This is a genomic window from Parachryseolinea silvisoli, assembly GCF_021190955.1.
GTDB classification, from domain to species: domain Bacteria; phylum Bacteroidota; class Bacteroidia; order Cytophagales; family Cyclobacteriaceae; genus Ohtaekwangia; species Ohtaekwangia silvisoli.
Genome location: NZ_JAIOAO010000005.1, coordinates 411,914 through 438,494, shown reverse-complemented (window position 1 = coordinate 438,494; position 26,581 = coordinate 411,914). Strand labels below are relative to the sequence as shown.

At 48.3% G+C, this 26,581-nt stretch carries 24 protein-coding genes; 16 read left to right on the top strand and 8 right to left on the bottom strand.

Translation table 11 applies throughout. From position 1 onward, the window contains the following. Positions 1 to 191 precede the first annotated feature (191 nt). The 4 genes from K7P01_RS27150 to ygiD all read left to right on the top strand — a co-directional run bounded on the left by K7P01_RS27150 (position 192) and on the right by ygiD (position 3,140). Positions 192 to 380, top strand: coding sequence for a hypothetical protein (locus K7P01_RS27150; RefSeq protein ID WP_267297744.1), 189 nt, complete (start codon positions 192 to 194; stop codon positions 378 to 380). Between the two features lie 35 nt (positions 381 to 415). Beyond that, positions 416 to 1,258: a class I SAM-dependent methyltransferase gene (locus tag K7P01_RS27145; RefSeq protein ID WP_267297743.1), complete on the top strand. Its 843-nt coding sequence runs from the start codon at positions 416 to 418 to the stop codon at positions 1,256 to 1,258. A gap of 26 nt (positions 1,259 to 1,284) precedes the next feature. After that, positions 1,285 to 2,115 carry a helix-turn-helix transcriptional regulator gene (locus tag K7P01_RS27140; protein WP_267297742.1) on the top strand — a complete coding sequence of 277 codons (831 nt, stop codon included), beginning with the start codon at positions 1,285 to 1,287 and terminating at the stop codon, positions 2,113 to 2,115. A 185-nt stretch (positions 2,116 to 2,300) separates the two neighbouring features. Further along, the gene (ygiD, locus tag K7P01_RS27135; protein WP_450091444.1) at positions 2,301 to 3,140 is read left to right on the top strand and encodes a 4,5-DOPA-extradiol-dioxygenase; all 840 of its coding nucleotides are present in this window, start codon (positions 2,301 to 2,303) and stop codon (positions 3,138 to 3,140) included. Positions 3,141 to 3,411: 271 nt separating this feature from the next. On the opposite strand, the gene K7P01_RS27130 is transcribed toward ygiD, so the two are convergent. Continuing rightward, positions 3,412 to 4,239, bottom strand: coding sequence for a rhomboid family intramembrane serine protease (locus K7P01_RS27130; RefSeq protein ID WP_267297740.1), 828 nt, complete (start codon positions 4,237 to 4,239; stop codon positions 3,412 to 3,414). A gap of 220 nt (positions 4,240 to 4,459) precedes the next feature. Between K7P01_RS27130 and K7P01_RS27125 the strand changes: the two genes are divergently transcribed. After that, complete coding sequence (locus tag K7P01_RS27125; protein WP_267297739.1) at positions 4,460 to 4,933, top strand: carboxymuconolactone decarboxylase family protein; 474 nt, start codon at positions 4,460 to 4,462, stop codon at positions 4,931 to 4,933. A 103-nt stretch (positions 4,934 to 5,036) separates the two neighbouring features. Next, positions 5,037 to 5,546 carry a 2'-5' RNA ligase family protein gene (locus tag K7P01_RS27120; RefSeq protein ID WP_267297738.1) on the top strand — a complete coding sequence of 170 codons (510 nt, stop codon included), beginning with the start codon at positions 5,037 to 5,039 and terminating at the stop codon, positions 5,544 to 5,546. A 96-nt stretch (positions 5,547 to 5,642) separates the two neighbouring features. Here the strand turns inward: K7P01_RS27120 and K7P01_RS27115 are convergent, their stop codons facing one another. Next, a complete protein-coding gene (locus K7P01_RS27115; RefSeq protein WP_267297737.1) occupies positions 5,643 to 6,464 on the bottom strand; it encodes a class I SAM-dependent methyltransferase in 822 nt (273 codons plus the stop codon). A 371-nt stretch (positions 6,465 to 6,835) separates the two neighbouring features. Between K7P01_RS27115 and K7P01_RS27110 the strand changes: the two genes are divergently transcribed. After that, positions 6,836 to 7,699: a sigma-70 family RNA polymerase sigma factor gene (locus tag K7P01_RS27110; RefSeq protein WP_267297736.1), complete on the top strand. Its 864-nt coding sequence runs from the start codon at positions 6,836 to 6,838 to the stop codon at positions 7,697 to 7,699. A gap of 112 nt (positions 7,700 to 7,811) precedes the next feature. Here K7P01_RS27110 and K7P01_RS27105 read toward each other — a convergent pair whose 3' ends face one another. Then, positions 7,812 to 7,991 (bottom strand): hypothetical protein, encoded by a 180-nt coding sequence (locus K7P01_RS27105; RefSeq protein ID WP_267297735.1) that lies wholly within the window; start codon positions 7,989 to 7,991, stop codon positions 7,812 to 7,814. Positions 7,992 to 7,999: 8 nt separating this feature from the next. After that, the gene (locus K7P01_RS27100) at positions 8,000 to 8,323 is read right to left on the bottom strand and encodes a hypothetical protein (protein WP_267297734.1); all 324 of its coding nucleotides are present in this window, start codon (positions 8,321 to 8,323) and stop codon (positions 8,000 to 8,002) included. A gap of 176 nt (positions 8,324 to 8,499) precedes the next feature. Here K7P01_RS27100 and K7P01_RS27095 point away from each other — a divergent pair, with 176 nt between their 5' ends. Together K7P01_RS27095 and K7P01_RS27090 are read left to right on the top strand one after the other, a co-directional pair. Then, positions 8,500 to 9,060 (top strand): helix-turn-helix domain-containing protein, encoded by a 561-nt coding sequence (locus tag K7P01_RS27095; protein WP_267297733.1) that lies wholly within the window; start codon positions 8,500 to 8,502, stop codon positions 9,058 to 9,060. A gap of 106 nt (positions 9,061 to 9,166) precedes the next feature. Beyond that, positions 9,167 to 9,553 (top strand): response regulator, encoded by a 387-nt coding sequence (locus tag K7P01_RS27090; RefSeq protein ID WP_267297732.1) that lies wholly within the window; start codon positions 9,167 to 9,169, stop codon positions 9,551 to 9,553. Positions 9,554 to 9,664: 111 nt separating this feature from the next. Here K7P01_RS27090 and K7P01_RS27085 read toward each other — a convergent pair whose 3' ends face one another. The 3 genes from K7P01_RS27085 to K7P01_RS27075 all read right to left on the bottom strand — a co-directional run bounded on the left by K7P01_RS27085 (position 9,665) and on the right by K7P01_RS27075 (position 11,832). Then, positions 9,665 to 10,264: a helix-turn-helix domain-containing protein gene (locus K7P01_RS27085; protein ID WP_267297731.1), complete on the bottom strand. Its 600-nt coding sequence runs from the start codon at positions 10,262 to 10,264 to the stop codon at positions 9,665 to 9,667. Positions 10,265 to 10,306: 42 nt separating this feature from the next. Then, positions 10,307 to 11,377, bottom strand: a complete 1,071-nt coding sequence (locus K7P01_RS27080; RefSeq protein WP_267297730.1) for a fatty acid desaturase family protein — start codon at positions 11,375 to 11,377, stop codon at positions 10,307 to 10,309. Between the two features lie 107 nt (positions 11,378 to 11,484). After that, positions 11,485 to 11,832: a cupin domain-containing protein gene (locus tag K7P01_RS27075; RefSeq protein ID WP_267297729.1), complete on the bottom strand. Its 348-nt coding sequence runs from the start codon at positions 11,830 to 11,832 to the stop codon at positions 11,485 to 11,487. Between the two features lie 335 nt (positions 11,833 to 12,167). Between K7P01_RS27075 and K7P01_RS27070 the strand changes: the two genes are divergently transcribed. After that, positions 12,168 to 13,667 carry an OmpA family protein gene (locus K7P01_RS27070; RefSeq protein WP_267297728.1) on the top strand — a complete coding sequence of 500 codons (1,500 nt, stop codon included), beginning with the start codon at positions 12,168 to 12,170 and terminating at the stop codon, positions 13,665 to 13,667. Between the two features lie 192 nt (positions 13,668 to 13,859). Beyond that, a complete protein-coding gene (locus K7P01_RS27065) occupies positions 13,860 to 14,777 on the top strand; it encodes a hypothetical protein (protein ID WP_267297727.1) in 918 nt (305 codons plus the stop codon). A 22-nt stretch (positions 14,778 to 14,799) separates the two neighbouring features. Here K7P01_RS27065 and K7P01_RS27060 read toward each other — a convergent pair whose 3' ends face one another. Next, on the bottom strand, positions 14,800 to 15,702 hold the full coding sequence (locus K7P01_RS27060; protein WP_267297726.1) for an AraC family transcriptional regulator: 903 nt from the start codon (positions 15,700 to 15,702) through the stop codon (positions 14,800 to 14,802). 255 nt (positions 15,703 to 15,957) lie between these two features. Here K7P01_RS27060 and K7P01_RS27055 point away from each other — a divergent pair, with 255 nt between their 5' ends. Genes K7P01_RS27055 through K7P01_RS27035 form a run of 5 tightly spaced genes read left to right on the top strand, consistent with a single transcriptional unit; the run spans position 15,958 to position 26,548 of the window. After that, a complete protein-coding gene (locus K7P01_RS27055; RefSeq protein ID WP_267297725.1) occupies positions 15,958 to 19,038 on the top strand; it encodes a SusC/RagA family TonB-linked outer membrane protein in 3,081 nt (1,026 codons plus the stop codon). Positions 19,039 to 19,063: 25 nt separating this feature from the next. Further along, on the top strand, positions 19,064 to 20,563 hold the full coding sequence (locus K7P01_RS27050) for a RagB/SusD family nutrient uptake outer membrane protein (RefSeq protein ID WP_267297724.1): 1,500 nt from the start codon (positions 19,064 to 19,066) through the stop codon (positions 20,561 to 20,563). Between the two features lie 25 nt (positions 20,564 to 20,588). Further along, positions 20,589 to 22,064 (top strand): hypothetical protein, encoded by a 1,476-nt coding sequence (locus K7P01_RS27045; RefSeq protein WP_267297723.1) that lies wholly within the window; start codon positions 20,589 to 20,591, stop codon positions 22,062 to 22,064. Next, positions 22,061 to 25,096, top strand: coding sequence for a glycosyl hydrolase (locus K7P01_RS27040; RefSeq protein ID WP_267297722.1), 3,036 nt, complete (start codon positions 22,061 to 22,063; stop codon positions 25,094 to 25,096). Before K7P01_RS27045 ends, K7P01_RS27040 begins: the two co-directional genes overlap by 4 nt. A gap of 15 nt (positions 25,097 to 25,111) precedes the next feature. Beyond that, positions 25,112 to 26,548 carry an arabinose isomerase gene (locus K7P01_RS27035; protein WP_267297721.1) on the top strand — a complete coding sequence of 479 codons (1,437 nt, stop codon included), beginning with the start codon at positions 25,112 to 25,114 and terminating at the stop codon, positions 26,546 to 26,548. Positions 26,549 to 26,581 lie beyond the last annotated feature (33 nt).

Genomic DNA, 26,581 nt, shown 5'->3' with positions numbered 1-26,581 from the left:
CAACAAAATCCTGGCCGGGACTTGATTTTTTTGAACCGATTCCCGTATTATTGCAAGCCTTACGACAAAACCCAGACCGTTCGTCGCAGCGCACACGTCTCCGACAATGATACAGTATACTAACAGCAAGACGCTCGCCTTTTAAAAGACTACCCTCGTTTAACTTATTCACTCAGCATCCTTAATCGTACATGAATTTCGAAATTGAACTTGGCCAGCACTACCTGCTGGATGGCAAGACTGACGTTATCGCGTTGAAAGTTGTGAATCGTTCCAAGACTGTCTACAATGTGGAAATCCCTGGCAAGTCGATTCTCTCGGTGGAACGAGAACGGCTGTCGAAGATCGTAGCAGAAACCGGGGCACCTCGTAACGGTTAAGTGCCGCCCCCCGGACTGATCCGGAACCCTCCGGCATGTCAGAGGCAGCGCCCTTGCGCGTTCCCGGCGACATTCCGTATCTTGGCTTCATGACCGTACGCGAGCATTACGACAATCATCTCGGGAATTTTTACGCCTGGATGGTCGGCGACTTTGCCGGCCGCCAGCAAGCGTTCCAGGATTTTCTGGTCGACCACCAGATCGTGCCCGTCTCAACGGGTATCGCCCTGGATTTGGGCGCCGGCCACGGACTGCAAGCGGTGTCGTTGGCGCGGCAGGGTTTTGCTGTAACGGCCATTGATTTTAACGATCAACTGTTACAGGCACTTGCGCACAACACACAGGGTCTTACAGTCGGGATCGTAAAAGAGGATCTTCGCCAGGTACACCGCTTTGCCCACTTGCAGCCCGAGCTGATCATTTGCTGGGGCGACACCCTCACACACCTCGACAGCTGCGACGACATCACCACGCTACTTCAAAGTGCCTGCTCTATGCTCGTTCCCGGCGGCCTGCTCATGCTTTCCTTTCGCGACTACACCACGCCGCTTACCGGCGACAGCCGCTTCATTCCCGTCAAAAGCGACGACACCCGCATACTGACATGCGTGCTCGACTACGAACCCGAGACCGTGCGCGTGACCGATTTGCTCCACACGAAAACCACCGAAGGCTGGCAACAGCAGGTCAGCTCATACCAGAAGGTACGGATTTCGCCGGCAGAGGTCGTGGCGGCGCTGGAAGGCAACCAGATGGCCATTCGGCTGCACGAGACCATTCACCGCATGGCTACGATTATCGCGGTGAAATTGGGAGTGACCAATAATTCGGCGCAAATAGGTGGGATGATCGACCTGACGCAGGTGTTGGGACAATAATTAGCATAAGTAGATATGAACCGGCTGTGACAGACCTCTTTAAAATATACAAATTCAACCCGTCGGAGATCAGTCATATAGAGGCTTCACGCAACGAGCCTCATGGGCACGATTACGAAGAGCTACTGGTTGGTGCGGAAGGCACGCTGAAGCACTTTATCGATTTCCACGAAAAGATCATGGAAGCACCCTTCGTGAGTTTTGTTACCAAAGGCAAGATACACCGTGTGGTGCCGGGGTTGCAGAACGGTGCGTGCACGATGTGGGTAATACGCTTTCGCAGCGAATTTATACCCGAGACGATCTTTCAGCTTTATTCATTCTACCATGACAATGCCAACCTGTGCTTCACGCGCGATCACTGCTTCGCGCGGCTGGTAACCTTGTGCGAAATGATGGTAGGAGAGATGACCCGGCCGTCGCCCGACCTGGCCGTAGTGCGCCAGTTGCTCAGCACGTTGTTTACCATGATCGAGTCCGAGCGGCGGAAGCAGTTGCCGGAAGAAGTGCAATGGCAAACCAGTCACAGTCAAACCTTTCGAAACTTCCTGGCTATCCTGGAAGAGAACTTTCGCCGACCCGAAGGCGTGAACTTCTATGCAGAGAAGTTATTTATGAGCGCGCGCAATCTTAACCTTATCTGTCAGCAGATCTTACAGCAAAGCATTTCGGAGATCATCGAAACCCGTAAGCTGATCGAAGCCAAGAACTTGTTGGTCACCACCGACAAGACCGTGGCCGAAATCGGATTTGAATTGGGCTACAACGACAAGGCCTACTTTACACGTGCCTTTAAGAAAAAGGCGGGCCAGACGCCGACCGACTTTCGGGAGGATATGCGCCGGCTGATGGCCTGATGTCAGGGCGTCCTTTCCGGAAAGTGCAACAGAACTTCCGAAAACCTGTACCTGCCACCCATTGTTTTCTACGACCTTTGAGTACCCGCCTGGCCTATGTGCCGGGGGGTTGTACAAACCTATTGGGTATGGACAGAAAAGACTTTTTACGAACGCTGGCTTTATGGCCCCTGACGGGCGCAGCAATGAAAACGAATGTACTACACACGCTGACCGAAAACTTCGGTCCCACGGAAAAAATGCCGGTCGCATTCCTGGGCCACGGTTCGCCCATGAATGCCATTGAAGAAAATACATTTGTACAGGGCTTCCGGAACATCGCCCGCACATTGCCCCGCCCGCGCGCGATTGTATGTGTGTCGGCGCACTGGGAGACCCGAGGCACATTTGTTACTGCCATGGACAAACCCCAGACGATCCACGACTTCGGTGGGTTTCCGCAGGCACTCTTTGACGTGCAGTACCCTGCGCCCGGCAGTCCCGCACTGGCCGTTGAAACACAGAAAACTATTACCCAAACAACGGTCGGCCTGGACCAGCAGTGGGGCCTCGACCACGGCGCCTGGAGCGTGCTGAAGCACCTGTATCCGGCAGCCGACGTGCCCGTGATCCAGCTTAGCCTGGACTACAGCAAACCGGCGGAGTACCACTATGCCCTGGCCAAAGAGCTGACGGCACTGCGCCGCAAAGGGGTGCTGATCCTCGGTAGCGGCAACATGGTGCACAACCTGCGCATGGTAGCGTGGGACAAAATGGATGTGCCTGGCTATGGATATGACTGGGCCCAGGAGGCAAATGCGAAGATGAAGCAGTTTATCCTCGAGGGTGATCATACCTCACTTGTGCAATTCCGTAAACAGGGTAAGGCTTTTGATTTATCCATTCCAACGCCAGAACATTACTTGCCGCTGCTCTATACATTAGCGCTCCAGGAGAAGGACGACGATGTCAGTTTTTTCAACGATGCGCTCGTTGCCGGATCGCTGAACATGACGTCAGTTCGCATAGGAGCGCCTCGTGAGTAGGTTTTTTTAACATGTCATTGTTACCATTCACCTTAACTTATTGCGCAGATACTTTCCCCCCGCCCTTCAATACTTGTACGGCCAAGATGGTGGCCCAGAGAACATTCGTCCAAGGGCGGTTTCGATTAGGGCTTAATGAAGGATGTGATTTTGTTGCACAGATCTTGCAAGCCGTTTCTGTTCTTCTTATCTGTCGTTTTCATGGCTTTGCCGAACCCAGGGTGAGTATGGTTTTCACGACGGAGATAGAGAAAAAGGGTTTGTGGTGATGTTAGCGGGAGAGCTTATCCAGTCGGTTTTTTTCTTTTATAGTAAGGCTGTCAAAACCAGAGGTGTGTATTTTCTCCAAGATACTATCAAGCTCGGCTTGCCGTTGCCGCTTCTGACGGTTGTAAAGGTCGTCTTTCGTTTCGCCGAAGTTGCGGTGTACAAAGCTTCCGGTTACGACATAGGCTGGTCGTCGGTGGACCAGGAATAAAAAAATGAGTGCAGGAACCAGCGTTAGCAAAATCGGCAGGGTGTTGTTGAACATCTTTTCAGGGTAGAGACCGATCAACAACAATTCACCGGTTATTGCTCCACCGAGATGGGCCTCGTGGCCGACGTTGTCGTTCTTGGCACCGATACCGTAGATTGTGATAACTACATAGATCAGTCCAAAAAGCCACCCTGGAATAGATACCCCCGGAACCATGATCAGTCCCAGTTCGATGCCCGGGTCATAGGCAACGGAAGCGAAGATTATACCGCAAACAGCCCCCGACGCCCCCACGGCGGTATATTGGCTATTGAGGCGGTTCATATAAAGCGACAGCAGGTTTCCACCGATGAGACTGGTCATGTAGAGCAGCAGGAAATCTACAGGGCCGACAGCATATTCAAGACTTGAAAACGAATAAAGCGAAAACATGTTAAACAGCAGGTGTTTCCAGCTGCCGTGCAGGAAGCCCGATGTTACCAAGCCTTTATAGTCCTTCTGGACGAGAATATGGCTGGTATTGAAGGCATAGGTAGTAAAGAAATGATCGTCTTTTAACCCTTTGTACGAGACGATAATGGTTATAAGAATAATGATCAGACCGACAATTCCAATGTCCATAGCGCATCGAGTAAAAACCGGTCGTGAATACAGAATTCCATCGCAAAGTGACTGTTAACGTAAAAAATTATTGTGATTTCCCGCACAAGCATAGGCAGGCGGGTAGCTTGTTTAATACGGGCTGTCAGGTACGGGCGGTGTATGGCGAGAAAAAAGCAACAGCAATGTCCAATTCCACCATGTCGGGTCATTATGGTGATGTATATAATCTCATAATACCATGAAACAAAGAACAAATTTCTATCAGAAAAGCCCCAACGTCGTCAAACTGTTATTCAACCTCTCCGGCTACCTGTCAAAGTCCACGGTAGAGCCGTCGCTACTGCAGCTGGTGAACTTCCGTGTATCGCAACTAAACGGCTGCGCCTTCTGCCTGAATGCCGACACCGCGATGTTGCGCGCCAGCGGCGAAACTGAACAACGGCTGTACGTTCTGAACGCCTGGCGTGAGGCTCCTTTTTACACGGAACGCGAGCGCGCCGCGCTGGCCTGGGCCGAAGCCGTGACCAATATCCGCGACGGACACGTTCCTGATGAGGTATATGAAACGGCCACCAACCACTTCTCGGAAGAGGAATTGATCGACCTCACGCTGACGATCACGACCACCAATACGTATAACCGGTTTAACATCTCCTTTCGCACGCCGGCCGATGTGCTCAGGCCGTGGGAGAAAGTTGCAGAAGCTCGGTAATGAGTATCGGCGCCTGTCTTTTCCATGACGGGCGCCGGTAAACAGGCTGCATACGATGGTTTGCTGCCGATGTCCTATCTTGTGGATGTAATCTTACGCATATATGCTTCCATCGATTCGCCGACAGCTTACCATGTTTGTGCCTCATCCCGATGCGACTGTTATCGAATCGATTCGTAGTCACTATAACCCCGCGCAGCGGGCAATAATAGACAGCCACGTCACACTCTGCCGTGAAGACGAGCTTACATCGCTCGATCAGGTTTTGCAAAAACTCACTACGCTCCAGCAACCACCGCTTACGATCAGGTTCGGTGATATAGCACCTTCAGAAGGGGGGAAGGGTGTATTGCTTCCGGCCGTCGCGGGCCGCGAAGAGTTTCATCGTGTGCGACAAATACTATTGCAGGATATAACAAATAATCCACGGGAAATGGAACCACATATTACGCTCATGCACCCGCGAAATTCAACCTGTAACGATGCGATCTTTGAGGAGATCCGTTCCTATGAATTACCGAAGGTCATACGATTTGACGCCATTTCGCTTATTGAACAGGTCGACGGTGGACCGTGGCAAGTTCAGCAAACCTATAAACTGATCCGGCAATAGATGGTTCTTGTGCCTGGGAACCGCGTTGAACGCGGCAGGTTCCAAAGACAAACAATGGGATATCGATTAGATGGTGGTGTTTAAAAAAGCTCACGATCAGGATGGCTTTACCAAAACAAACCTGTAGTACGGTCTTGTTCCATCTTTTAACGTGGTATAGAATCTTGATCCCACCACACCTGCAAAGTCACAAAATAACTTCTGGTATCGGCGAGGCACAAGTGACTCAATTTTGGCTCTCTTAGATCCATCGTCTGATTCAATGGCGGCAACCACGTTGGCGCTGATGTTCTCCGCACTTAATAGGGTCAACCCCGAGTCTTTTAATTCTTGCTTAAATAAATCCATATTCTCCACCGAGTTTCTGAAATCAACCAGCAGAAGGTGTCCACCCGGCTTGAGTGTTCGGAGAACTTCGCTTAAAAAGGTTTTCACATTGCCATAGCCGTGGCAGGACTCGACGTTCATGACAACATCAATGGAGTTGTTCTCTACGGCCAATGACTCGCCACTACCTTGTACAAATGACAGGTTCGGGAGTATGTGAAGTTTGCGCGCCAAATGAACTGCATTTTTGGCAATATCAAGTCCGACGTACCGAACTGGATTGAAGTTGCCGGCGGTATATCGGGCGCCACCGCCCCGACCGCTACCGATCTCTAAAACTGTTTTTCCAGTCAAAGTAGCTTTACAGGCAAGGTAATGGTACATATTGGCGGAGTGCTGCTGGTCTTTTACTTCAAAAGGAGCGATGTTGATTTCAGTTTCTTTGGTATCGGGGATGTAGCCATAATTCATAAAATGCCAGTCGGCAGCAGGAATATATTTTGCCAGGACTTCATACGTCACTTTAGCATTGAACCTTTTGAACCAGGAGAATTTTTTGAACACGGAAATGACCTTGTTGACAACAAGCATAGATGGAAGTGGATTTAGTAGATTATAATAAATGGAAAATAAAAGAGTGCCCGGGGGTAACCGGATTGCGAACGTCTCCAGCGTGCTAAGAGCGTGTTGACATGGTAGGATGTACTCGTGCCTTTATTAATAGTCTCTCAAGATACAAATTTCCATTGCCATAACCAAACTCAAGATGTGTTATTCGTTTCGATGGGCAACCCTTATTGAGAATATTAGTAAGTTTCTCACTTATAATGACTATCTTTCAAACGAAACTGGATTTTCAATCAATTTATTCTCCCCAGAATTTTTTGTTTTTCCTTAATTCACCTTGATAAGCAGGTTGCCGAATCAAGGCTGTCTACGTATTATTCATCAAATCAATTTACATGCGACAACTTAAGATCAGTAAACAGATTACAAACCGGGAGAGTCAATCTCTGGATAAATATTTACAAGAAATAGGGAAAGTAGATCTGATTACGGCTGAGGTTGAGGTGGAGCTTGCCAAGAGAATAAGAGAGGGTGACCAGGCGGCGTTGGAAAAACTGACCAAAGCAAATCTTCGCTTTGTGGTGTCCGTGGCTAAACAATACCAAAACAATGGACTCTCGCTGGGGGATCTTATCAACGAAGGTAATCTTGGTCTGATCAAGGCGGCAGGCAGGTTTGATGAAAAAAGGGGATTCAAGTTTATCTCCTACGCAGTCTGGTGGATTCGCCAATCCATTATGCAGGCACTTGCGGAACAGTCACGAATCGTAAGATTGCCATTAAACCGTATTAGTTCACTCACGAAAATATCCCAAACTTTTGCCCATCTTGAGCAGAAATTTCAGCGTGAACCCTCCACAGAGGAAGTGGCCGAGACTATCGGTGTCACCACCGATGAAATTACAGATAGCTTAAGAATAGCGGGTCGCCAGGTATCGGTCGACGCGCCGTTTTTCCAGGGCGAGGAGGGTAGTTTGCTCGATGTCCTTTCGGATGTGAACGAATCGAATCCCGAATCGGCGATGATGGCGGAGTCGCTTATTCAGGAAGTACAGCGATCACTGGCGACGCTGACTACACGGGAAGCAGAAGTGATTAGTTTGTATTTCGGATTGAACCGTAGAGAATCTCTAACCCTGGAAGAGATCGGCGATAAATTTAATATCACGCGCGAGCGTGTACGACAGATAAAAGAATCGGCAACCAGAAGATTAAGACATACAGCCAAAAGTGGGAAATTAAAATCCTATTTGGGTTAATAGAACTGAGATAACAACGATCGGCCTGCTTTAGGCCGATCTTTTTATAGTTCCTGCGCGGGTACCGGTTGCCAGGGCAAATTGAGCCTGGCATGACGTTCACGGCCGTAATTTAAGACTGGGTAAGCTCGCGCTCAAAGTACGCGAACTGTTTATGCGCCGGGTCATTTACTACGGCGCAGTAGTAAATACGCTGATAGTACTGATGGATCACCAGCGGCAGGCTGGGATTAATCTTGGCTGTGACGAAGGTGCCGACCGGGTAGATGTTGTCTTTACTGGACGTATTCATAATCTCGTTTATTTGTTAAAGTGTGTCACCAGGTATTGGTCAAGCGACAACACAAAGTCAGTTTGTTCCTTGTAATCAGCATAAACGGCCTCCAGCTGGTGACAAGCGCCTTTTGAGGAAATAATCTTTGCAACTTCCGGATTTAGGTGAACCAAACTGGCCTGAATCTGATGGTGCCGGGCAAAGGAACTTATCATTACGGCCTTGTCTACACAGGATATATTGCTCATCCGTGCTTTTATTCCGGCTAATTCCCGCGCAAGCGCCGGAAATTCAGCAGCACTAAATGTACCAATCTCCAACTTCTGATGAGCGTTCACGTGGTCATTCATAACGGGGCGATTGTTGTCGTAATATGCACGGATTTGTTGGAATAGATATTACAGCGGAATGGATAACTGTTACATATTTCACGCATATATTTTGTGCAATTGACGGGCATCATTATTTACCTCATTGTAGCACGCAGATCAATTTACTGTTGGGTAGGAAGAACATAACATTGCGTATGAAATTATATATCAAATATATGGTCAGTCCCCGATGCAAGCTAATTGTGATGGCAGAGCTGAGGCGGCTGGGGATTCGTGACGTGGTGGTCGACCTGGGTGTAGCGGAGGTAGTAGGCGATATTACAGAAGATCAACGGTCAAGGCTGGGCAACAATCTACTGACGTCGGGCCTGGAGTTGCTGGAGGATCCCAAAAGCATACTGGTGGAACGGATCAAAAACGTGATTACCGAATTGATCCACTACTCTAAAGAGCTGCCACTACAAAATTATTCAGATTACATTAGCGAAAAGTTGCAATATGACTACACATACCTTTCGAATGTATTTTCAGCGGTTAATGGTGTGACCATTCAGCAGTTTATCATTCTTAATAAAGTTGAACGGGTGAAAGAGTTGTTATTATATGATGAAATGAACCTGACAGAGATTTCTTATCAGATGCATTATAGCAGCGTGGCACATTTATCCAGCCAATTTAAGAAAGTTACCGGTATTACGCCTTCTTATTTTAAGAAAGTGACACACACGCGACAACAAAATCTGGAAAATTTGTAGCGTTGGTCCGTGCGTGAACTATGTAATGATCTCCCGTCCGGCTGTAACCGCGTGGGCTATATTAGCCTATATCTTTGTAGTGCCTTTTTAACGGTATACTACTCCTATGCCAAAAGTACGGAACATTTTTCTCATAGAAGATGATCAGGACGATCTGGAGTTTTTCATGGCTGCCCTCCGGAACATTGATGACGTTTGGCTATCCGATGTTGCCGTTAATGGCAGAGAGGCCATTGAAAAGCTTCGTTTCATGCCGGTGCTTCCTTCTATTATTTTCGTGAACTATTATATGCCTATCATGGATGGTCTGGACTTCTTAAAAGAAAAAGCCAAATATCCGTTGATTAAAAATGTTCCCGTGGCCGTGCTGAGCTCATCTTTGGAGAAGCGTGAAGAAGCACTGAAGAACGGCGCGAAAACCTTTATAGTAAAATCACATGACGAGAGTTCTCTTCGCGCGGAGGTAGAACAAGCTGTCAACATGGGACTGTAGGCAATAGTAAAAAAGCACCCGCCGGAATGTTCCGGGGGTGCTTATAGACAGGGTTCATTACAGTATTCCTATACGTTCCCGGGCTAATATTGGGCGACCAGGCCGGCGACTTTATTTTTGCTTTTTTTCAGGCCGGGCAGGGTAGAGATTGGCCTTTTCAAGATTGCTGCTCCTGGCCTTTTCCATCTTCTTAAAGTACGATGGTGTAAGGCCGGTGACGCTTTTAAACTGGTTCGATAAATGCGCTACGCTGCTATAATTTAGCCTGTAGGATATTTCGGTCAGGTTCAGTTTGTCGTACAAAAGTAGCTCTTTTACGCGCTCGATCTTATGTAAAATAACGAATTGCTGGATAGTAATGCCTTTGATCTCCGAGAAAATAGTGGATAAATACGTGTAATCACATTGAAGTTTCTCGCCCAGGTACTCCGGGTAGTTATTTACAGTAAGCTGCCCGTCGGAATAATGGATTAATTCGATGATTACGTTTTTTATGCGCTCGATCAAAAGGGTTTTAGTATCGTCAAGCAACTCCAGTCCGGTTTTTAGCAGTCGTTCTCGTAATTCCAGCCGTTGTTGGTCTGTGATATCTTCTGAAATCTCTACTACACCAAGGTCGACGGCCACCTCGTGCAGTCCGAGCCGCTTCAACTCCTCCTTTACCACCAACTTACAACGCAAGCTGACCATGTACTTGATGTACAATTTCATGATATAAATTTATGCACGTTACCAATATTTCTACAGGGTGCACTATTGCACTGCAGGTCGCCCCAGGCTATACAAGTGGGTGATGTGGGAGACGAATGCCGACCACATAGTCTTGTACTCCTGATAAGCAATGCCGTATTCGAGGCAGGTTTGCCTCACATAACCGGCGATGACCGGGTAATGAACATGACTGATGCGCGGAAAAAGGTGATGCTCCACCTGGAAATTAAGCCCTCCCAGTATCCAGTAGAGAAACCTGTTGCCGGTAGCAAAATTAGCAGTTGAACGTACCTGATGGACAGCCCAATCGTACCGCTGGCCTTCTGCCCCGGCAGAGAAAAACTGAGTTCCTTTAACAACATGCGCCAGCTGAAACACGATGCTGATACCGGCGCCACAAACAAACGTTATGACTAAAAAACCTATCAGCCACGGCAGCCAACCTAACCAGAAAATTGGAAATGCTATATAGAATAGCACATAAAGCACCTTTGTTGCCCAGAAGATAACATGCTGCCCTACTGGTAATCTTTTTCGAGGCGAGTTTGGCGAGATCCGGCCATCGAAATATTTTTGAAAGTCTTCGTAGAATACCCACGCCAGATAAGAAATGCCATATAGAAATATCCAGTAAATATGCTGTAGACGGTGGTACGAACGTAGGGGCTGACCGTCATGCATGCGCATAAACGGCTTGACATCTATATCCGAATCCATTCCCTCGACATTCGTGAACGTATGATGATTGACATTGTGCTTTACCTGCCAGAAATAGGCATTGCCACCCAGGGCATTGAGGAAATGAGCTGCAAGGATATTAACCCAGCGATGTCTTGAGAAACTTTGGTGTCCGCCATCGTGCATCACGTTGAATCCTATCAGCGCGAGGTTCAATCCCAGCAGAACACAAAGAACGATTGCCACCCAGGCGACAGGTGTAAAAAATACTAGCGTACCATACAGCGTCACCGCTGTAAAAAGCAGCAATGCGCTTTTGATCAACAACATCTTGTTCCCAGTAGGATGAATTTTGTTTTCAGTAAAATAGTCATCTACGCGTTTTCGCAATACGCTGAAAAATTGGCTTTGTGTTTTGTCAAAAGAATAAGTCATTCCAGTGGGGTTTCTATGCTACCTGTCTATTACAACAGCCCGATCTTGTTTATCGTTCGTTCACGTAAAAATCATTCCAACCCCAATATTTTGTAAGGCTCCCCATATCAGGAGACGTCTTCATATCCGCTCTTGATAGTTGTTACAACCATTTTAAAGCGTGCGATCGCCGCCATGGAGCTACGCATATGGGCGGGAATGACTATCGCTTCGCCGACCTTCAACGTGATGGCTCTGGACTCAATGAAAACTTGTGCGGTACCCTCGGTTATCTGGATCAACGTGTCAAACGGCGAGGTTCTTTCCAGTAGGTTCTTGCCGGCGTCGAAAGCAGTTGCAACAATCGTTCCGGACAGCTTTTTGAGAATTGGTCGGGAGGTAATGGAATCGGTGGCGTACTCCACTGCATCGGCCAGCATAAAGCGGTCGCCCCTTTCAATTTCTTCTTTGTTCATAGTCGTGAATCGTGAAATTGTTGCTGAATTGCTATAGTAAAATTGGTGGCCGGGACAAGAATGGTGATTCAAAGTTTTGTATGCCGCGCAATATGCTAAAGTAGAGTACGTACTGGTTGTGTCAGTTATAGAACGATTGGCGCGATTTGCATAGTTTACAGATGGATGGTATACGAAACGTGATTCATATAACAATCCACTATCATTGTATAATCGTTTTCCCGGGCATAGTTGCAATCTTTGTAATGACGAGAGTTCTAAGCGGATTGATGCGGAGTAGGCCCGCAAGCCCTGAGCGATGAGAACGCGTCATCACTAGGATAAACAAACAACATATGAGAAAAAAATTACTACTGATCGGCAGTGTGATCTTATTCATCACCTGCCATCACGCGCGAGCGCAAAGCGGCGCTATAGGGTTCCACGTCACCATGTCTGAATATGATGGCGACCTAAATGACAATCAACATCATTTTTATGATTTTAACTACAAACAGGTAGGTGGTGCCGTATCGTTACAACAATACCTCAACCCTTCGTTCAATTTAGTGGAGAAGGTTTCGTTCAATCAGGTGCGTCATCAAAATGATTTAGCAACGGTTGGTGTGGATGCGGATTTCTACACGGTCAATCTGAAATTGAAATACAAACTGAATAACGGCTATCTGCTAAAAGAAGAGGCCGCTATTGCGCCATTTCTGGTGGCGGGCATCGGAGGTACGTATATCGATTCCAAACAATTTATGGAGTCAAGCTCATCGCCCATTACCGACGGCGAAATAAAGGCTAACGTCGCCGCAGGTGTCGGTATTCTGTTTCAGTTCAACGACCGGGTGGGCCTCGAAGTGGCCAACACTATAAATGCACCGCTCTACGACGCCTGGGACGGCGTTGACCGTGGCGGAAATGACTTGTACCTGCAGCACAGCGCGGGGCTTATATTTAACCTCCGTAAGCCGCTGGACGTCGACAATGACGGCGTAGCGGATCGCAAGGATAAATGCGCCGATACCCCCACCACGGCGAAAGTAGACTCAAAAGGATGTCCCGTAGATACTGATACCGACGGCGTGGCCGACTACCTCGACAAATGTCCAATGCTCGCCGGCACAACGGCGCTTGCCGGGTGTCCTGACAAGGACAGCGATGGCGTAGCGGACGGAGATGATACTTGTCCCGACGTGCCTGGCGTCACACGTTTTGCCGGTTGTCCCGATACGGATGGCGACGGCATAGAAGATTCGAAGGATAAATGTCCTAATCTCGCTGGACTTGATATATTCCAGGGCTGTGCCGATAGCGATAGCGATGGTGTACAAGACTCTGCGGATAAATGTCCCAATACGGAGAAAGGAATTAAAGTAGATGAAGTTGGCTGCCCGGCCGACACGGATGGTGATGGTGTAACGGATAATCTGGACGCATGCCCCACATCGAAGGGTGAAGGCTCCGCCAATGGTTGCCCCGAGATAAAGGAAGAAGTAAAAAAGAGATTGAATTTTGCTACCCGTGGCATTGCGTTTGAAAACGGAAAAGCGGTTCTGAAACCGTCATCTTTTCCCATGCTTAATGAAGTCGTGAGTATATTGGAGGAGTATAAAGACTACAAGCTGAAGATGGGTGGACATACAGACGCCAGCGGAAGCAATGCCACGAATCTGACACTTTCACAGGCACGTGTAGAATCCGTAAAAGCATACCTTGTTAGTAAAGGCGTTTCGGAAGATCGTATTGAAGCAGTCGGTTATGGCGAAGAACAACCCATTGCCACTAATGGTACGGCAGCGGGCAGGGCCCAGAATAGACGGGTTGCTTTGGAGCTGATATTGAAATGATTGTCTGAAGATAGGTCCGGTTATTGAGTTAGTTGGAAGTGAATGGCACGTGCTGTTCACTTTTTTTTTGCTTTAGGTGGGCGCTCCGGGCACGGGAAGGTGGCGGCGTGAACGAGGACTGTATCATTATTACCCAAAAGGGTAATTGCGGGTGTACCATCTAAGCCCGTATTTTATGCTCAAAAGCCGAACATGAGAATCAAACATTTGTCTATTCTGAAATGTGCCGTGGTGATCGGCGGTGTTGTGTTGCTGCACGGCTGCAATGGTGACGATGATACCCCTAATCCGGCAACCACCTCGCCGTGCATCATTACGAGCGCGCCCAGCTATTTCGGGACGACGCAAACCTTTGAATACAATCAGTCCGGTGAGCTGACAACGCGCAAATATGAGTTTGGTTATCCGGGCTATGGGCCGTTTACGCAAACCGTTGATCGTGATAAAACGCACTATGCGTATACCCACTCCGGAAACCTGGTTGAAATAACAAATCATTTTCAAGGGGGCACGGGAAATTTTTATGACGGACAACCCGAATGGATGGTTAGGGATGAGCACCAGGAGTATGGCGATGGCAGACCAGATTACAATTCAACGGCGGATACCCTCTTGAGTTTTGGGTACGACGATAAAAAAAGGTTAAACGTCATAACGTACCACCATGACCTGATCGGCGGCTCGGTGCAGGAAATTTATAGCCGGCAACTGTATCACACCGTACTTGAACTTACCTATGATGCGAACGACAATGTAACCCACTTAAAACAATATTTACTATTCCGCGAGGGGGTGTATAACGTCAACGTGCCTTCTGAAAGCTATTTTGTTTATAAACAGGATGTTCAGACGGAGATAGACGTCACCTATGACGATAAGCCTTCTCCTTACAGCGTTATGTCGAAATACTGGAAATTTGTGCAGGAGGATTGGGGGTATGTCATTAATAGTAATTGGCAGGCGATTATTATTTCGTTGAGCGAGAATAATCCAGTGACGATACACTTCTCGCTTTTTCGGGGCAACGAAGCCGATACGAATACCTCCCCGACGTACGACTATAATGAACAGGGTTTTCCGATCGGTGGTTATACGTACGATTGCCGGTAGTTTTTCTAATGATAGACACGCACTATTTTGCATTCGGCCTGATACTGAGCTTGTATTTTTTAGGCGGAAGCCCGACCTTTTTCTTGAAAATACGCGAAAAATAGAATTCTGATTCGAAACCCAGATGAAACGCAATTTCTGCGACCGTAAGATCTGTTTCCTTTAGTAGCGTACAGGCTTTTTCAACGCGCAGATTAATATGGTATTGCCCCGGCGAGACCCCCATTATCTCCTTGAAGACCCGTCGGAACCAGGGGTAACTTACCCCGAGCTCTTTCGCGAGCTGTTCCAGGTTAACATTCTTATCAACATTTTCGTGGATCCTGAATCTTGCCTGATGAATTATCTTATTCTGATTTTGACGTTGTGCATCGCTGTTAATGGCAGAAGCATATACAATAGCGAGTAATTGGCTAATGAGGCACGAAGAAAACTGGCGATATGCCACGCCTTCGTATTTTACCGTTTCGATAAGCTTGATGAACACACTCATCAGCTCAGCGCTCATCCCGATCTGAATGAAAGGTGCAGTGGGTTTAAAACAAGGTTGCCCCATTAAATAATCCACATAGCTGCCCCGATAGCCTACCCAAAATTCTTCCCAGCCGGTTTCTTCCGATGGTCTGAAGCGGTGCCAGACACCGGGAAATAAAAGAAACGCAGTTCCAGCTTCTACCATAGTTGTGCCGGACAGTTCTGACTCAAAGACCCCATTCCCGTTGGAGATGTACACTAATTGAAACTCTTTTAAGGTTCTGCCTTCCTCCCAATTGAAGTAATAGGAATTGGGGTGCGATTTATCCGGATAGTGCGTATTGGCCTTATGAATATTGTGTCCCACGGTAAGCACGGAGATTCCCCAGTCGGTCTGGTCCTCCGTTCCATGTTCCCCTTCGTTCAGGTATTTGCGATAGATCTCAGGCATGGTCGTTAAGCAAAAAGGATAAATGGATAATCAAAATATTCATGTTTTGTGACGTTACGTTACGCTCAATTTACATCATTGAATTTAATAACGGTTGCATGAAAATATATACTTATATCGATTGAAACTATACGGCAAGCGGTTTTATCGCTAATAATTATAAAGTACCCTGCAGGCAACGGTATTGATATCCCTTTTATCCGATCCTCTAAGACGCGCTCCAACCAAGATCAAAAAAGATAAACCAAACGACCTATGGAAATAGAAATTTTACTGGCTACACTCAGGAAGCACGGAGTACCTTTCTTACTTATCGCGGCGCTTTATTTTCCCTTTGCATCGCAGGCCCAGGTTGTCGTAACGGGAACCGTCAGCGATTCTACCGATGCGGTGTCCATGCCTGGCGTCAATATTCTTATTAAAGGAACTACCGCCGGAGCCACGACGGATAGTGATGGCAGGTACTCCATTGAAGTTCCGGACGCAAACAGTATCCTGATTTTTTCCGCTATTGGATATGCTTCCCGGGAAGTGAATGTTGGCGGAAGAACAGTCCTTGACATAAGTCTTTCCGTCGACGAGAAAACCCTCGCAGAGATCGTCGTTGTCGGTTATGGTACTTCACGGAAGGCCGAGATTACTTCTGCCGTATCCGTCATCGACATGCGCGCTATTGGTAATCCGCCTGTTTCCAATGCCGGGCGTTTGCTGATGGGACAGGCTCCCGGTGTGCAGGTCAGGCAAACCCAGGGAAGGCCTGGTGCGGAACTGGAAGTAACCATCCGTGGTGTTGGCTCCCTGGGTGCGGGAAGTGCACCGTTGTATGTGGTGGACGGATTTCCCGTTGGAACCGCTATCGGCCAAAGCCTGAATCCCTCGGATATTGAAAGCATTACGGTGTTGAAAGATGCTGCCTCAACGGCTATTTACGGAGCAAGAGGCTCGAATGGCGTTATTCTGATCACTACCAAATCGGCCAGGAGCGGCCAGGTGAGTTTAACGTTTGATGTCAATACGGGCATTCAGAGTCTCCCTGATTCGAGGAGCACGAAAATGATGAACGGCGTGGAGTTTGCGCAATTTAAGAAGGAGAGCTTTATCGACCGGATCCGGTATAATGAAAACCGGGAGCCGGATCCCGGAGAAATTCCTGAAGAGTTTCGAAATCCGGAAGAGACCCGGTATTCTACGAATTGGTTGAAGGAGATCACCAATAAGAATGCTGCATTTCAGAATTACAATATGTCCGCTGCTGTCGGCGGCGGAAAGTTCAGGTCGTTGATTTCAGCTGGGTATTTGAATCAGGAGGGTCTTATTATCAAGACAGGTCTGAAACGTTACAACGTTCGGGCCAACATGGACGGAACGATAAATGATTTTATTTCGGTAGGATGGAACATCGCCGGGGCTAACTTCACAGACCGCTATGCCAGCACGAATTACCGCGATGGTTTGATCGGCCGTGCGCTCTGGGCAGACCCCCGGTATCCGGTGTATAAGGATGACGGTTCTTTCAACGCTTACATTGGCGGAACCAATGGTGTTTTCGGAACGGCCAACCCTGTTCAGGAACTGCATGAAATGGACAGGCACCTTACTCAAACCAACGTACTGACGAATGGTTATGTGCAGCTGTCATTCCTGAAACACTTCAAATTCAAGTCGTCGGTTAGTGCGACCCTGGTCAATAACGAACGGATGGAATTCAGGCCCTCTACGCTGGCCGGTACCGGATTCAGTCAGCCGCCACCACAGCCGGCTTCGAAGCTGGAGGAGTATTTCAAATCCAACAACATTGCAGCCGATCAGCTTTTAACATACTCCCATAAAATCGGTAATCATTCTTTTGAGGCCCTGCTGGGATATACCGCGCAAGAGTATACGGAGAAAATTATAACGGGAACAGGAAATACGTTTGCTGACGATATTGTGCAGATCCTGGATGGGGCGAAAACCCGCGATGTTTCATCAGACGAAGCAAGCTGGAGCTTATTGGCCTACTTTGGTCGCGTGAACTATTCTTTTAAGGATAAATATCTATTCTCCGGTTCTTTTCGCAGAGAAGGAAGCTCACGCTTTGGTATCAATAGCAAATGGGGGAGCTTTCCCGCAGCCTCGGTCGGCTGGCGAATCAGCGAAGAATCGTTTATGCCTGACGTATCCTGGCTCACAGATCTAAAACTGCGCGCAAGCTTTGGCGTCACGGGTAACAACAACATCGGAAATTACCCAAGCCTGGCGGCGATGGTCTCCTCCAATTATGTTATAGGAAATAACCTGGTGAATGGAAAAATACTGGGATCGTTTGCCAATGCCGACCTGGGATGGGAGCAGTCCAGGCAAACAGACATAGGGATGGACCTGTCTTTATTCGACAATAAGCTGACGCTTCTGGCGGAATATTATCATCGCACGACAGACAACATGCTCTTGTCCGTTCAGATTCCCGCTATTGCCGGCTTCAACAACGCTTTCTCAAATATTGGAAAAGTGGAAAACAAAGGACTGGAGCTGGCACTCGACTACCGAACCAGGATTAACGAGATCAATTTCCATAGCAGCTTTAATATCTCCTTTAATCGTAACAAGGTTCTGGCCATCCGGGGCGGAAACGATGCGATCTGGCAAGGCACCTTTTATGATGGCCTGAGCGTATCGCGGGTGGGAAGACCGATCGGCATGATCACCGGTTACAAGGTGCTCGGCATATTTAATACGGAAGAAGAGATTGCTACATCACCTACGCAGGACGGCGCCATCCCGGGCGTTTACAGATACCTGGATCACGATAACGATGGCGCCATATCCTATGCTGCCGACGACCGGGATATGGTAGAGATCGGTAATCCAAACCCTGATTTTACCTGGGGTCTGACCCTGGGCGGAGACTTCAAGGGATTTGATATGAACATTCTTTTTACCGGGGCGCAAAACTACGACCTCTATCGGAACATCGAGTCGACAACCATGAATATGGATGGCGTCTTTAATGTTTTGCAATCCGGGGTAAACCGGTGGCGATCTGCTACTGACCGTGGCGATGGAGTAGGGCCCACCTCAAACACCTGGAAATGGGAGCGTGAATCCAATTCACGCTATGTTCACGACGCGAGCCACATGTGGGTACGGAATGTCAGCATTGGATATACCTTTTCAAAGATCGCGATGTTAAGCAGCGTCAGAGTGTTTCTCAATACCGAAAACCTGGCCTTGATTTCGGACTATCCCGGAGGAAACCCGGAGGTTAACATCCGGGAAGGCACACAACCCGGCTTTGACGAGGAGGCTTATCCATTGCCCCGTACACTTTCCATGGGTGCCAGTATTAAATTCTAAATTAATATTTTAACTCCAAAGAGATATGAAATATATAGCGTGTATACTCGTCGTGCTTTGCCTGCTATCGTGCGGTGACGACTTTCTTAATAAGACCGATCCGGCCACGTTGGTAGCGTCCGGTTTCTATAAAACCGAAGCGCAGGTGCAGCAAGCCGTGAACGGTGTCTATGGACAACTTCAGGGGATCATCCTGAGTCAATGGCGGTACAACGAGTTTATTACCGATAATACAACACTTCATTTTAATACCGGTGATCGCGGGCAAGGACCCGATATCGAAGCACTGGAGTTCTGGCAGGTCAATTCAGGCACACCCACTATTTCCACCCTGTATAGCAGCATATATCTGTCCATGGTAAATATTAATACGACGCTGGTAAAACTTCCCGAAGCAACATTTGATGCGACGCTCAAAGCGCAATATGAAGGCGAGCTTCGATTCATCCGGGCGTATTATTATTTTCTGTTGGTCCAGTATTTTGGAGAAGTCATCATTATCACCGAACCGTTGCAAACTCCCGCAGAGGCGTACGCGTTTGAGCGGCAGCCAGTCGATAACGTGTATGAGCTGATCCGAAGTGATCTTGACTTTGCCGTGAACGCCCTGCCCGCGAGCTATAATGCAACGAACAAAGGAAGAGCCAGCAAAGGTGCGGCCCTGACACTGTTGGGGAAAGTGCAACTGACCCTAAAAGAATATGGTGACGCCATCGCCACACTCCGCCAGGTTTTGTCATTGGGGTATTCATTATTACCTAATTACGCTGATGTTTTTGATCCTCAGAATAAGAATCATGCTGAGTCTGTTTTCGATGTTCAGTTTCAGGGCGACAATACACAGGGAGAAGGGAGTAATTTTATCTATACTTTTGCGCCCCTCTATTCCGATGGATCGGTCATCAATTTTCCCGGGCAAAATGGTGCGGGATGGAATATACCATCACGCGATATGATTGCCGCCTATGAGCCCGGCGACCTCCGCAAAGAGGTGTCGTTAAAGGAGGGATACTTGAATCAGGCAAATGAATGGGTATCCGTTCCGTTTATAAATAAATACAACCATCCGCACACCATTCGTGGCATCACCAACGACAATTGGCCGGTGTTACGGTATGCCGATGTTTTGTTGATGTTGGCCGAAGCGATCAATGAAGAAGAGAAAGGACCCAGCACAGAGGCGTATGGTTATGTGAATATTATTCGCGATCGTGCCGATCTGGAGGAATTAAGCGGCTTGGATGAAGTGTCATTCCGCGAGGCCGTTCTGAAAGAGAGAAGGGTTGAGCTAGCCTTTGAGAATCATCGGTGGTTTGATTTGAAGAGAACCAAAACACCGGAAGCGATGGCAACCTTTCTGAATGCTTATGCTGCGATAGAGAAGAGCAACCCCACTACCGACCGGGGCGGCATTCCCTTTACCCCCGGCGACTATCAGTTTAGTCCGTATGAGGTATTGTTTCCCATCCCAGCCAGTGAAAGAAGGATCAATACGAAGTTGAGCCAGAATACAGGTTATAATTGATAAGATTGAGCTTCACATCAAGACCATGAGAAAAAATAGTAACAAGATTATTTTGCCGGTGCTGTTGGCGATTGGTTTGTTTCCTGCGCATAGTCATGCACAGCATACTGTTACCGCAGATTGGGGTAAGACACAGCTAATCTCTAAAACTACTCCCACGCTTCAATTGGTAGAGAACCCGATGGTAAGGCCTGGTTCACCGATCCACAAAAGCGTGTTCAAAGCATTGAAAGATCTCCAGGCCGATTATCTGCGTTATGTTCCGTGGTTTCCCTATCCTAAAATGGCTGTCGCCGAATTGCGTCCGCCCACCAGGACAGAAACATTTTGGGACTTTACATATCTGGATAGTACCATGCAGGCTGTGATAGAAGCGACCAAGGGACATCCCGTTGTCATTAATTTTAGTACAACGCCTGCATGGATGTGGGAGACAGAGAACAAGGTGCCGTATCCTGAAGATCCCTATAAAACCACCTGGAGCTACAACCAGGGAACAAAACTTAGAGATCCTTCGATGAAAGAACTGGCGGACTACTATGTGCGGGTCTTCCGTTGGTACACCCAGGGTGGGTTCACAGATGAGTTGGGGAAATTTCATAAATCGGGACATTACTATAAAATACCTTACTGGGAAGTACTGAATGAACCGGACCTGGAGCACAACATCTCACCACCGTTGTACACCGCGATGTATGATGCCATTGTCTCGGAGCTTAAAAAGATCTCTCCGGAAACAAAATTTGTAGGAATCTCCGTCGCTTTCAGTAACAGCCCGGAATATTTTGAATACTTCCTGAATGCCAAAAACCACAAACGCGGTGTTACCGTGGAAGGAATCTCGTACCATCATTACTCCACTCCGTCATTTGAAGGACAAACACTCGAATCCTATCAATATACGTTCTTTGAAAAGGCCGATGCTTTTTTAGACCGGGTGCGTTATATTGAGAACATCCGGAAGCGACTGTCCCCACAGTGTTTTACCATGATAAACGAATTGGGTGTTATTCTGCGTGGCCCCGAAGTGTCTGGTCCAATCGACAATAACTATTGGAACCTCGCGGGTGCCCTGTATGCCCATCTTTTCCTGGAGTTGACAAAAATGGGCATTGATGTAGTGGGGGAGTCGCAACTGGTGGGCTATCCATCCCAATTTCCGGACGTAAGCATGGTAAACTGGCAAAACGGCAACGGCAATGCCAGGTACTGGGTGTTGAAACTGTTGATCGATAACTTTCATCCCGGCGACAAACTTGTACAAACGAATTCCAATGTGCCGGGTGTCGCTACCCAGGGATTTGTCGGATTGAACAGTAAAAAAATCTTACTGATCAACAAGAAGAATACACGTGTGGAGATGACGCTACCGCAAGCAACCGGTGCAGCGAAGATCAATTATGTAGACATAACTACGGGCGAAAACCCTCCCGGTAGCGCCATGGTATCAGATGGGAAAATTGTACTGGAGCCATTCTCAGTGGCCGTCGTTGAATTATGATTAAATTAATTTATAGAAAGATGCTCTACCTGGTGAAGAGCGCCGTCCTCGTGATATTCCTTTTACTGCTCGGTTTTGGCGGACGAGAACGTCATGATGACCTCCGGAGGATGAAAGAGCAATTCCTCCATCCGCCGGAGGATGCCCGGCCCGGAGTGTATTGGTATTTTATGGATGGTAACCTGTCGAAAGAAGGCATGACGGCTGATCTCGAATCGATGAAGAAGGAGGGGATTGGCAGTGTTTTGTTCCTGGAAGTAAATGTTGGCATCCCCCGCGGCAAAGTTGACTTTCTAAGTGAAGAGTGGAAGACATTATTTGCACATGCGGTGCACGAGTCCGAACGTCTGGGAATAGAAATGACATTGGGGGTTGGTCCCGGTTGGACAGGCAGCGGAGGCCCCTGGGTAAAGCCATCGCAATCCATGCAGCATCTGGTAAGCAGTAGCGTGGAAGTTGACGGATCGGTGAAGAAACCAATCGTGTTGCCGGTATCCCTGCCGAAGCGCCCATTTTTTGGTGAAGATGTCTTTACACCGGAATTGAAAAAGGAATGGATGGATTTTTATGAAGATGTCGCCGTGCTGGCGTTCCCGTCGCCGGATCGTTATACGCTGGCAGACGTTGACGAAAAAGCGCTGTATTACCGGGCACCGTATACTTCGCAGGCCGGCGTAAAAGAATATCTTCCCTCTAAAGCAAATTACCCCATTTCGGCCGCGGGCGCGGTGATTGAAAAGAACCGTATCATAGACCTCACCGGCAAATTAGACGCTGATGGAAGGCTGTTGTGGCAAGCGCCACCCGGCAAGTGGGTCGTGATGCGTTTTGGGCGCAGGAATAACGGCGCTGCTACCCGTCCGGCGCCGCTGCCAGGTCTGGGCTTTGAGTGCGACAAGTTCGATACCACGGCGTTTAATGCTCACCTGAAAGAATTCACCGGCACGCTTCTTCAAAAGATCGGCCCGCGAAACAAATCCACCCGGGGAGGATTGACTATGCTGCACATGGATAGCTGGGAAATGGGCGCGCAAAACTGGAGCGTGGGATTCAGAAACGAGTTTATGAAGCGAAGGGGCTATGACCCGCTTTTATTTTATCCGGTATATGCCGGTAAGATCGTGGAGAGTGTGGAGATCAGTGAGCGGTTCTTGTGGGATTTGCGGCAAACATCGCAGGAATTGATCGTGGAGAACCATGCTAAGCATCTAAGAAGATATAGTCACCGAAACGGTCTGGGGTTGTCGATAGAGCCCTATGATATGAATCCTACCGCCGATCTGGAGCTTGGCGCCGTTGCCGACGTGCCCATGTGTGAGTTCTGGAGCCCCGGCGGGTATAACGCTTCCTTTAGTTGTATCCAGGCTGCTTCCCTTGCGCATGTCAACGGTCAGTCTATTGTTGCTGCGGAAGCGTTTACTGCGGTAGACGGCTGGCGGCAACATCCCGCTTCCATGAAAAACCAGGGTGACTGGGCGTTTGCAGCCGGTGTAAACAAATTCTTCTATCATACCTTTCAACATCAGCCGCTGGATGACAAACTAAAACCGGGCATGACGATGGGGCCGTATGGCGTGCAATGGAACAGGAACCAAACCTGGTGGACCATGGCTGATGCCTATCATCAATACATAGCACGATGCCAGTATTTATTGCGTCAGGGTAAAGCCGTGGCGGACATTCTATACCTGACACCGGAAGGTGCCCCGCACATTTTTCGGGCGCCGGCGTCTGCCTTGTCGGGAGATGCTTTTTTGCCCGATAGAAAAGCCTACAATTTCGACGGGTGCTCGCCCGGACAATTATACAGGGCTTCCGTAAAAGATCATAAGGTTACGTTTCCGGGTGGAGCGTCTTATCACTTACTGGTGCTTCCCGCCTGGGAAACTATGACGCCGGCCTTGCTGAAGAAAATTACGTCACTTGTTGACTCCGGCGCAACCGTTGTTGGCAGTCCGCCACAGAAAGCACCCGGCTTAGCCGGCTATCCGCAGTGTGATGCAGCGATAAGATCTTTAGCAAATGAACTTTGGGGATCGTCCGACATACCTGCCACGCAGATTATGCGTAGCTATGGCAACGGGAAAATTATTTGGGGAGGTGAAGTGACATCTAAAACGGATAACCTCTATCCTTTGTATGATGTGACGGCAGCACTGTTGGCGGCTGCTGGCATACCGGCGGATTTCAAATCCGATCCTGCTATCCGGTACACACACCGTGCGTCTGACGCGTGGGATATTTACTTTGTGTCGAATCGCACGGACAAGCGGCTCCAAACCAATGGCACATTCAGAACGGTTGAAGGAGCTCCTTCGTTGTGGGATCCCTTAACGGGGAAAACATACGACCTCCCCGAGTTTTCAAAAAAGGAAAACCAGATTACCGTTCCATTACAATTTGAACCCTATCAGAGTTTTTTTATTGTTTTTGAAAAGAGCAATAAGAAGCCTGTGCAGGCTAAGAACTTTCCCACCGTTACGGTAGTGACAACTATAGATGGCCGCTGGACGGTGTCATTTGATAAGGCCTGGGGAGGACCGGGAACGCTGTCATTTGATCGTTTGGAGGATTGGACACTGCGACCGGAAAACGGGGTCAAGTATTATTCGGGTATCGCAGTATATACAAAAACATTTGATTTGCCGGTCAACACAAAGTTGCAGAAAGGTGAGCGATTGTTCCTGAACTTAGGGGAGGTGAATGCGCTGGCGCGGATCCGACTCAACGGTAAGGAGGTAGGCACTGTGTGGACGGCGCCCTGGAAGGTGGATATCAGTGAAGTTGTAAAAGAACAGCAGAACTTGTTGGAGATAGAAGTTGCTAACCTGTGGCCTAACCGCCTGATCGGCGATGAGCAACTGCGGGATGATGGAATACAACATGATCAATGGCCTGAATGGCTGTTGAACAATGCGCGCCGCACAAGCGGGCGATATACATTCAGCACCTTCAGACACTTTAGTAAAGACGACCCACTTTTTAAATCAGGACTTATAGGGCCTGTCACCATTGAACAAAGCCATTTTTAATAGTTGAACGTTGAGATGATGGAATTAAAGGAATACCCATTTAAAGTAGGATTATTTGGTATTGGACTTGAAGCCTATTGGTGTCAATTTCCAGGTTTACGGGAGCGACTGGAAGGCTACGTAGAAGTTGTAGAAAGTAAAATAGCAAGCTACGGCGCACAAGTGGTGAATCTCGGCCTGGTGGACACCCCCGAGAAGGCCGTGGATTGCGGACATCAATTCAGACGGGAAGATGTAGATGTGATCTTTTTGTATGTAACCACCTATGCTTTGTCGTCCACCGTGTTGCCGGTGATACAGCGTGCTAAAGTGCCTGTCATTGTTTTGAACCTGTCACCAGAGGCATCCATTGACTATAAGCAATTCAACAGCCTCAAAGACCGTACGAAGATGACAGGCGAGTGGCTGGCCTACTGCTCGGCGTGCCCCGTGCCGGAGATTGCCAGCGTATTCAGACGGGCCAATATTTTATTCTTCCAGGTTACCGGAATGTTGCACGATGATCCCTATGCCTGGAAAGAGGTAGGGGATTGGATAGACGCCGCACGTGTGGTTCACACCATGAGCCACAACCGTCTGGGGCTGATGGGAAACTACTACGGCGGTATGCTCGATATTTATTCAAATCTCACGCTTCACTGTGCCACCTTTGGCGGGCACATCGAGATCATCGAAGTGGATGAGTTGTCTTCTCTGCGCGAGAAAGTTTCTGCCGCGCAAATTGAAGAACGCGTAAAATATTTTGAGAAAGCATTTGATGTTCAGTCCGATTGTCCGCGTGAAGAGCTGGAGCGTGCGGCGAAAACTTCACTTGCCCTGGATTTACTGGTAGATCGGTATAAACTTGGGTCAATGGCGTATTACCATAAGGGGACAGGCAATGGCAATGAAGACACCATGAGCTCCGTCATCCTGGGAAATTCTTTGTTGACGGCAAGAGGTATTCCGGTGGCAGGGGAGTATGAGGTAAAAAACGCCCAGGCAATGAAGATTCTGGATGCTTTTCACGTGGGCGGTTCATTTACAGAATACTACGCCATGGACTATCACGACGATGTTGTATTGATGGGGCACGATGGCCCGGGGCACATCCAGATAGCGGAAGGCAAAACAAAGGTAAGGCCGTTATATGTTTATCACGGTAAAGTAGGGAAGGGCCTTTCCGTGGAAATGTCGGTGAAGCACGGGGCGATCACATTGCTCTCGGTGGTCGAAAAGGTGGATGGAAAACTCATGCTGCTGTGCGCGGAGGGCGAATCCGTAAAGGGACCCATCCTCGAGATCGGAAATACCAATAGTCGCTACAGGTTTTCCATTGGTGCGAGAAAATTTGTGGAGGAATGGAATAACTACGGGCCTGCGCATCATTGCGCTGTGGGAGTGGGGCACATCACTTCTAAAATAAAGAAGCTGGGGGCGCTACTCAACATTGAAGTAAATCAGGTTTGCTAATAAATAATATTGATCAGGAAACTAAAGTTGATA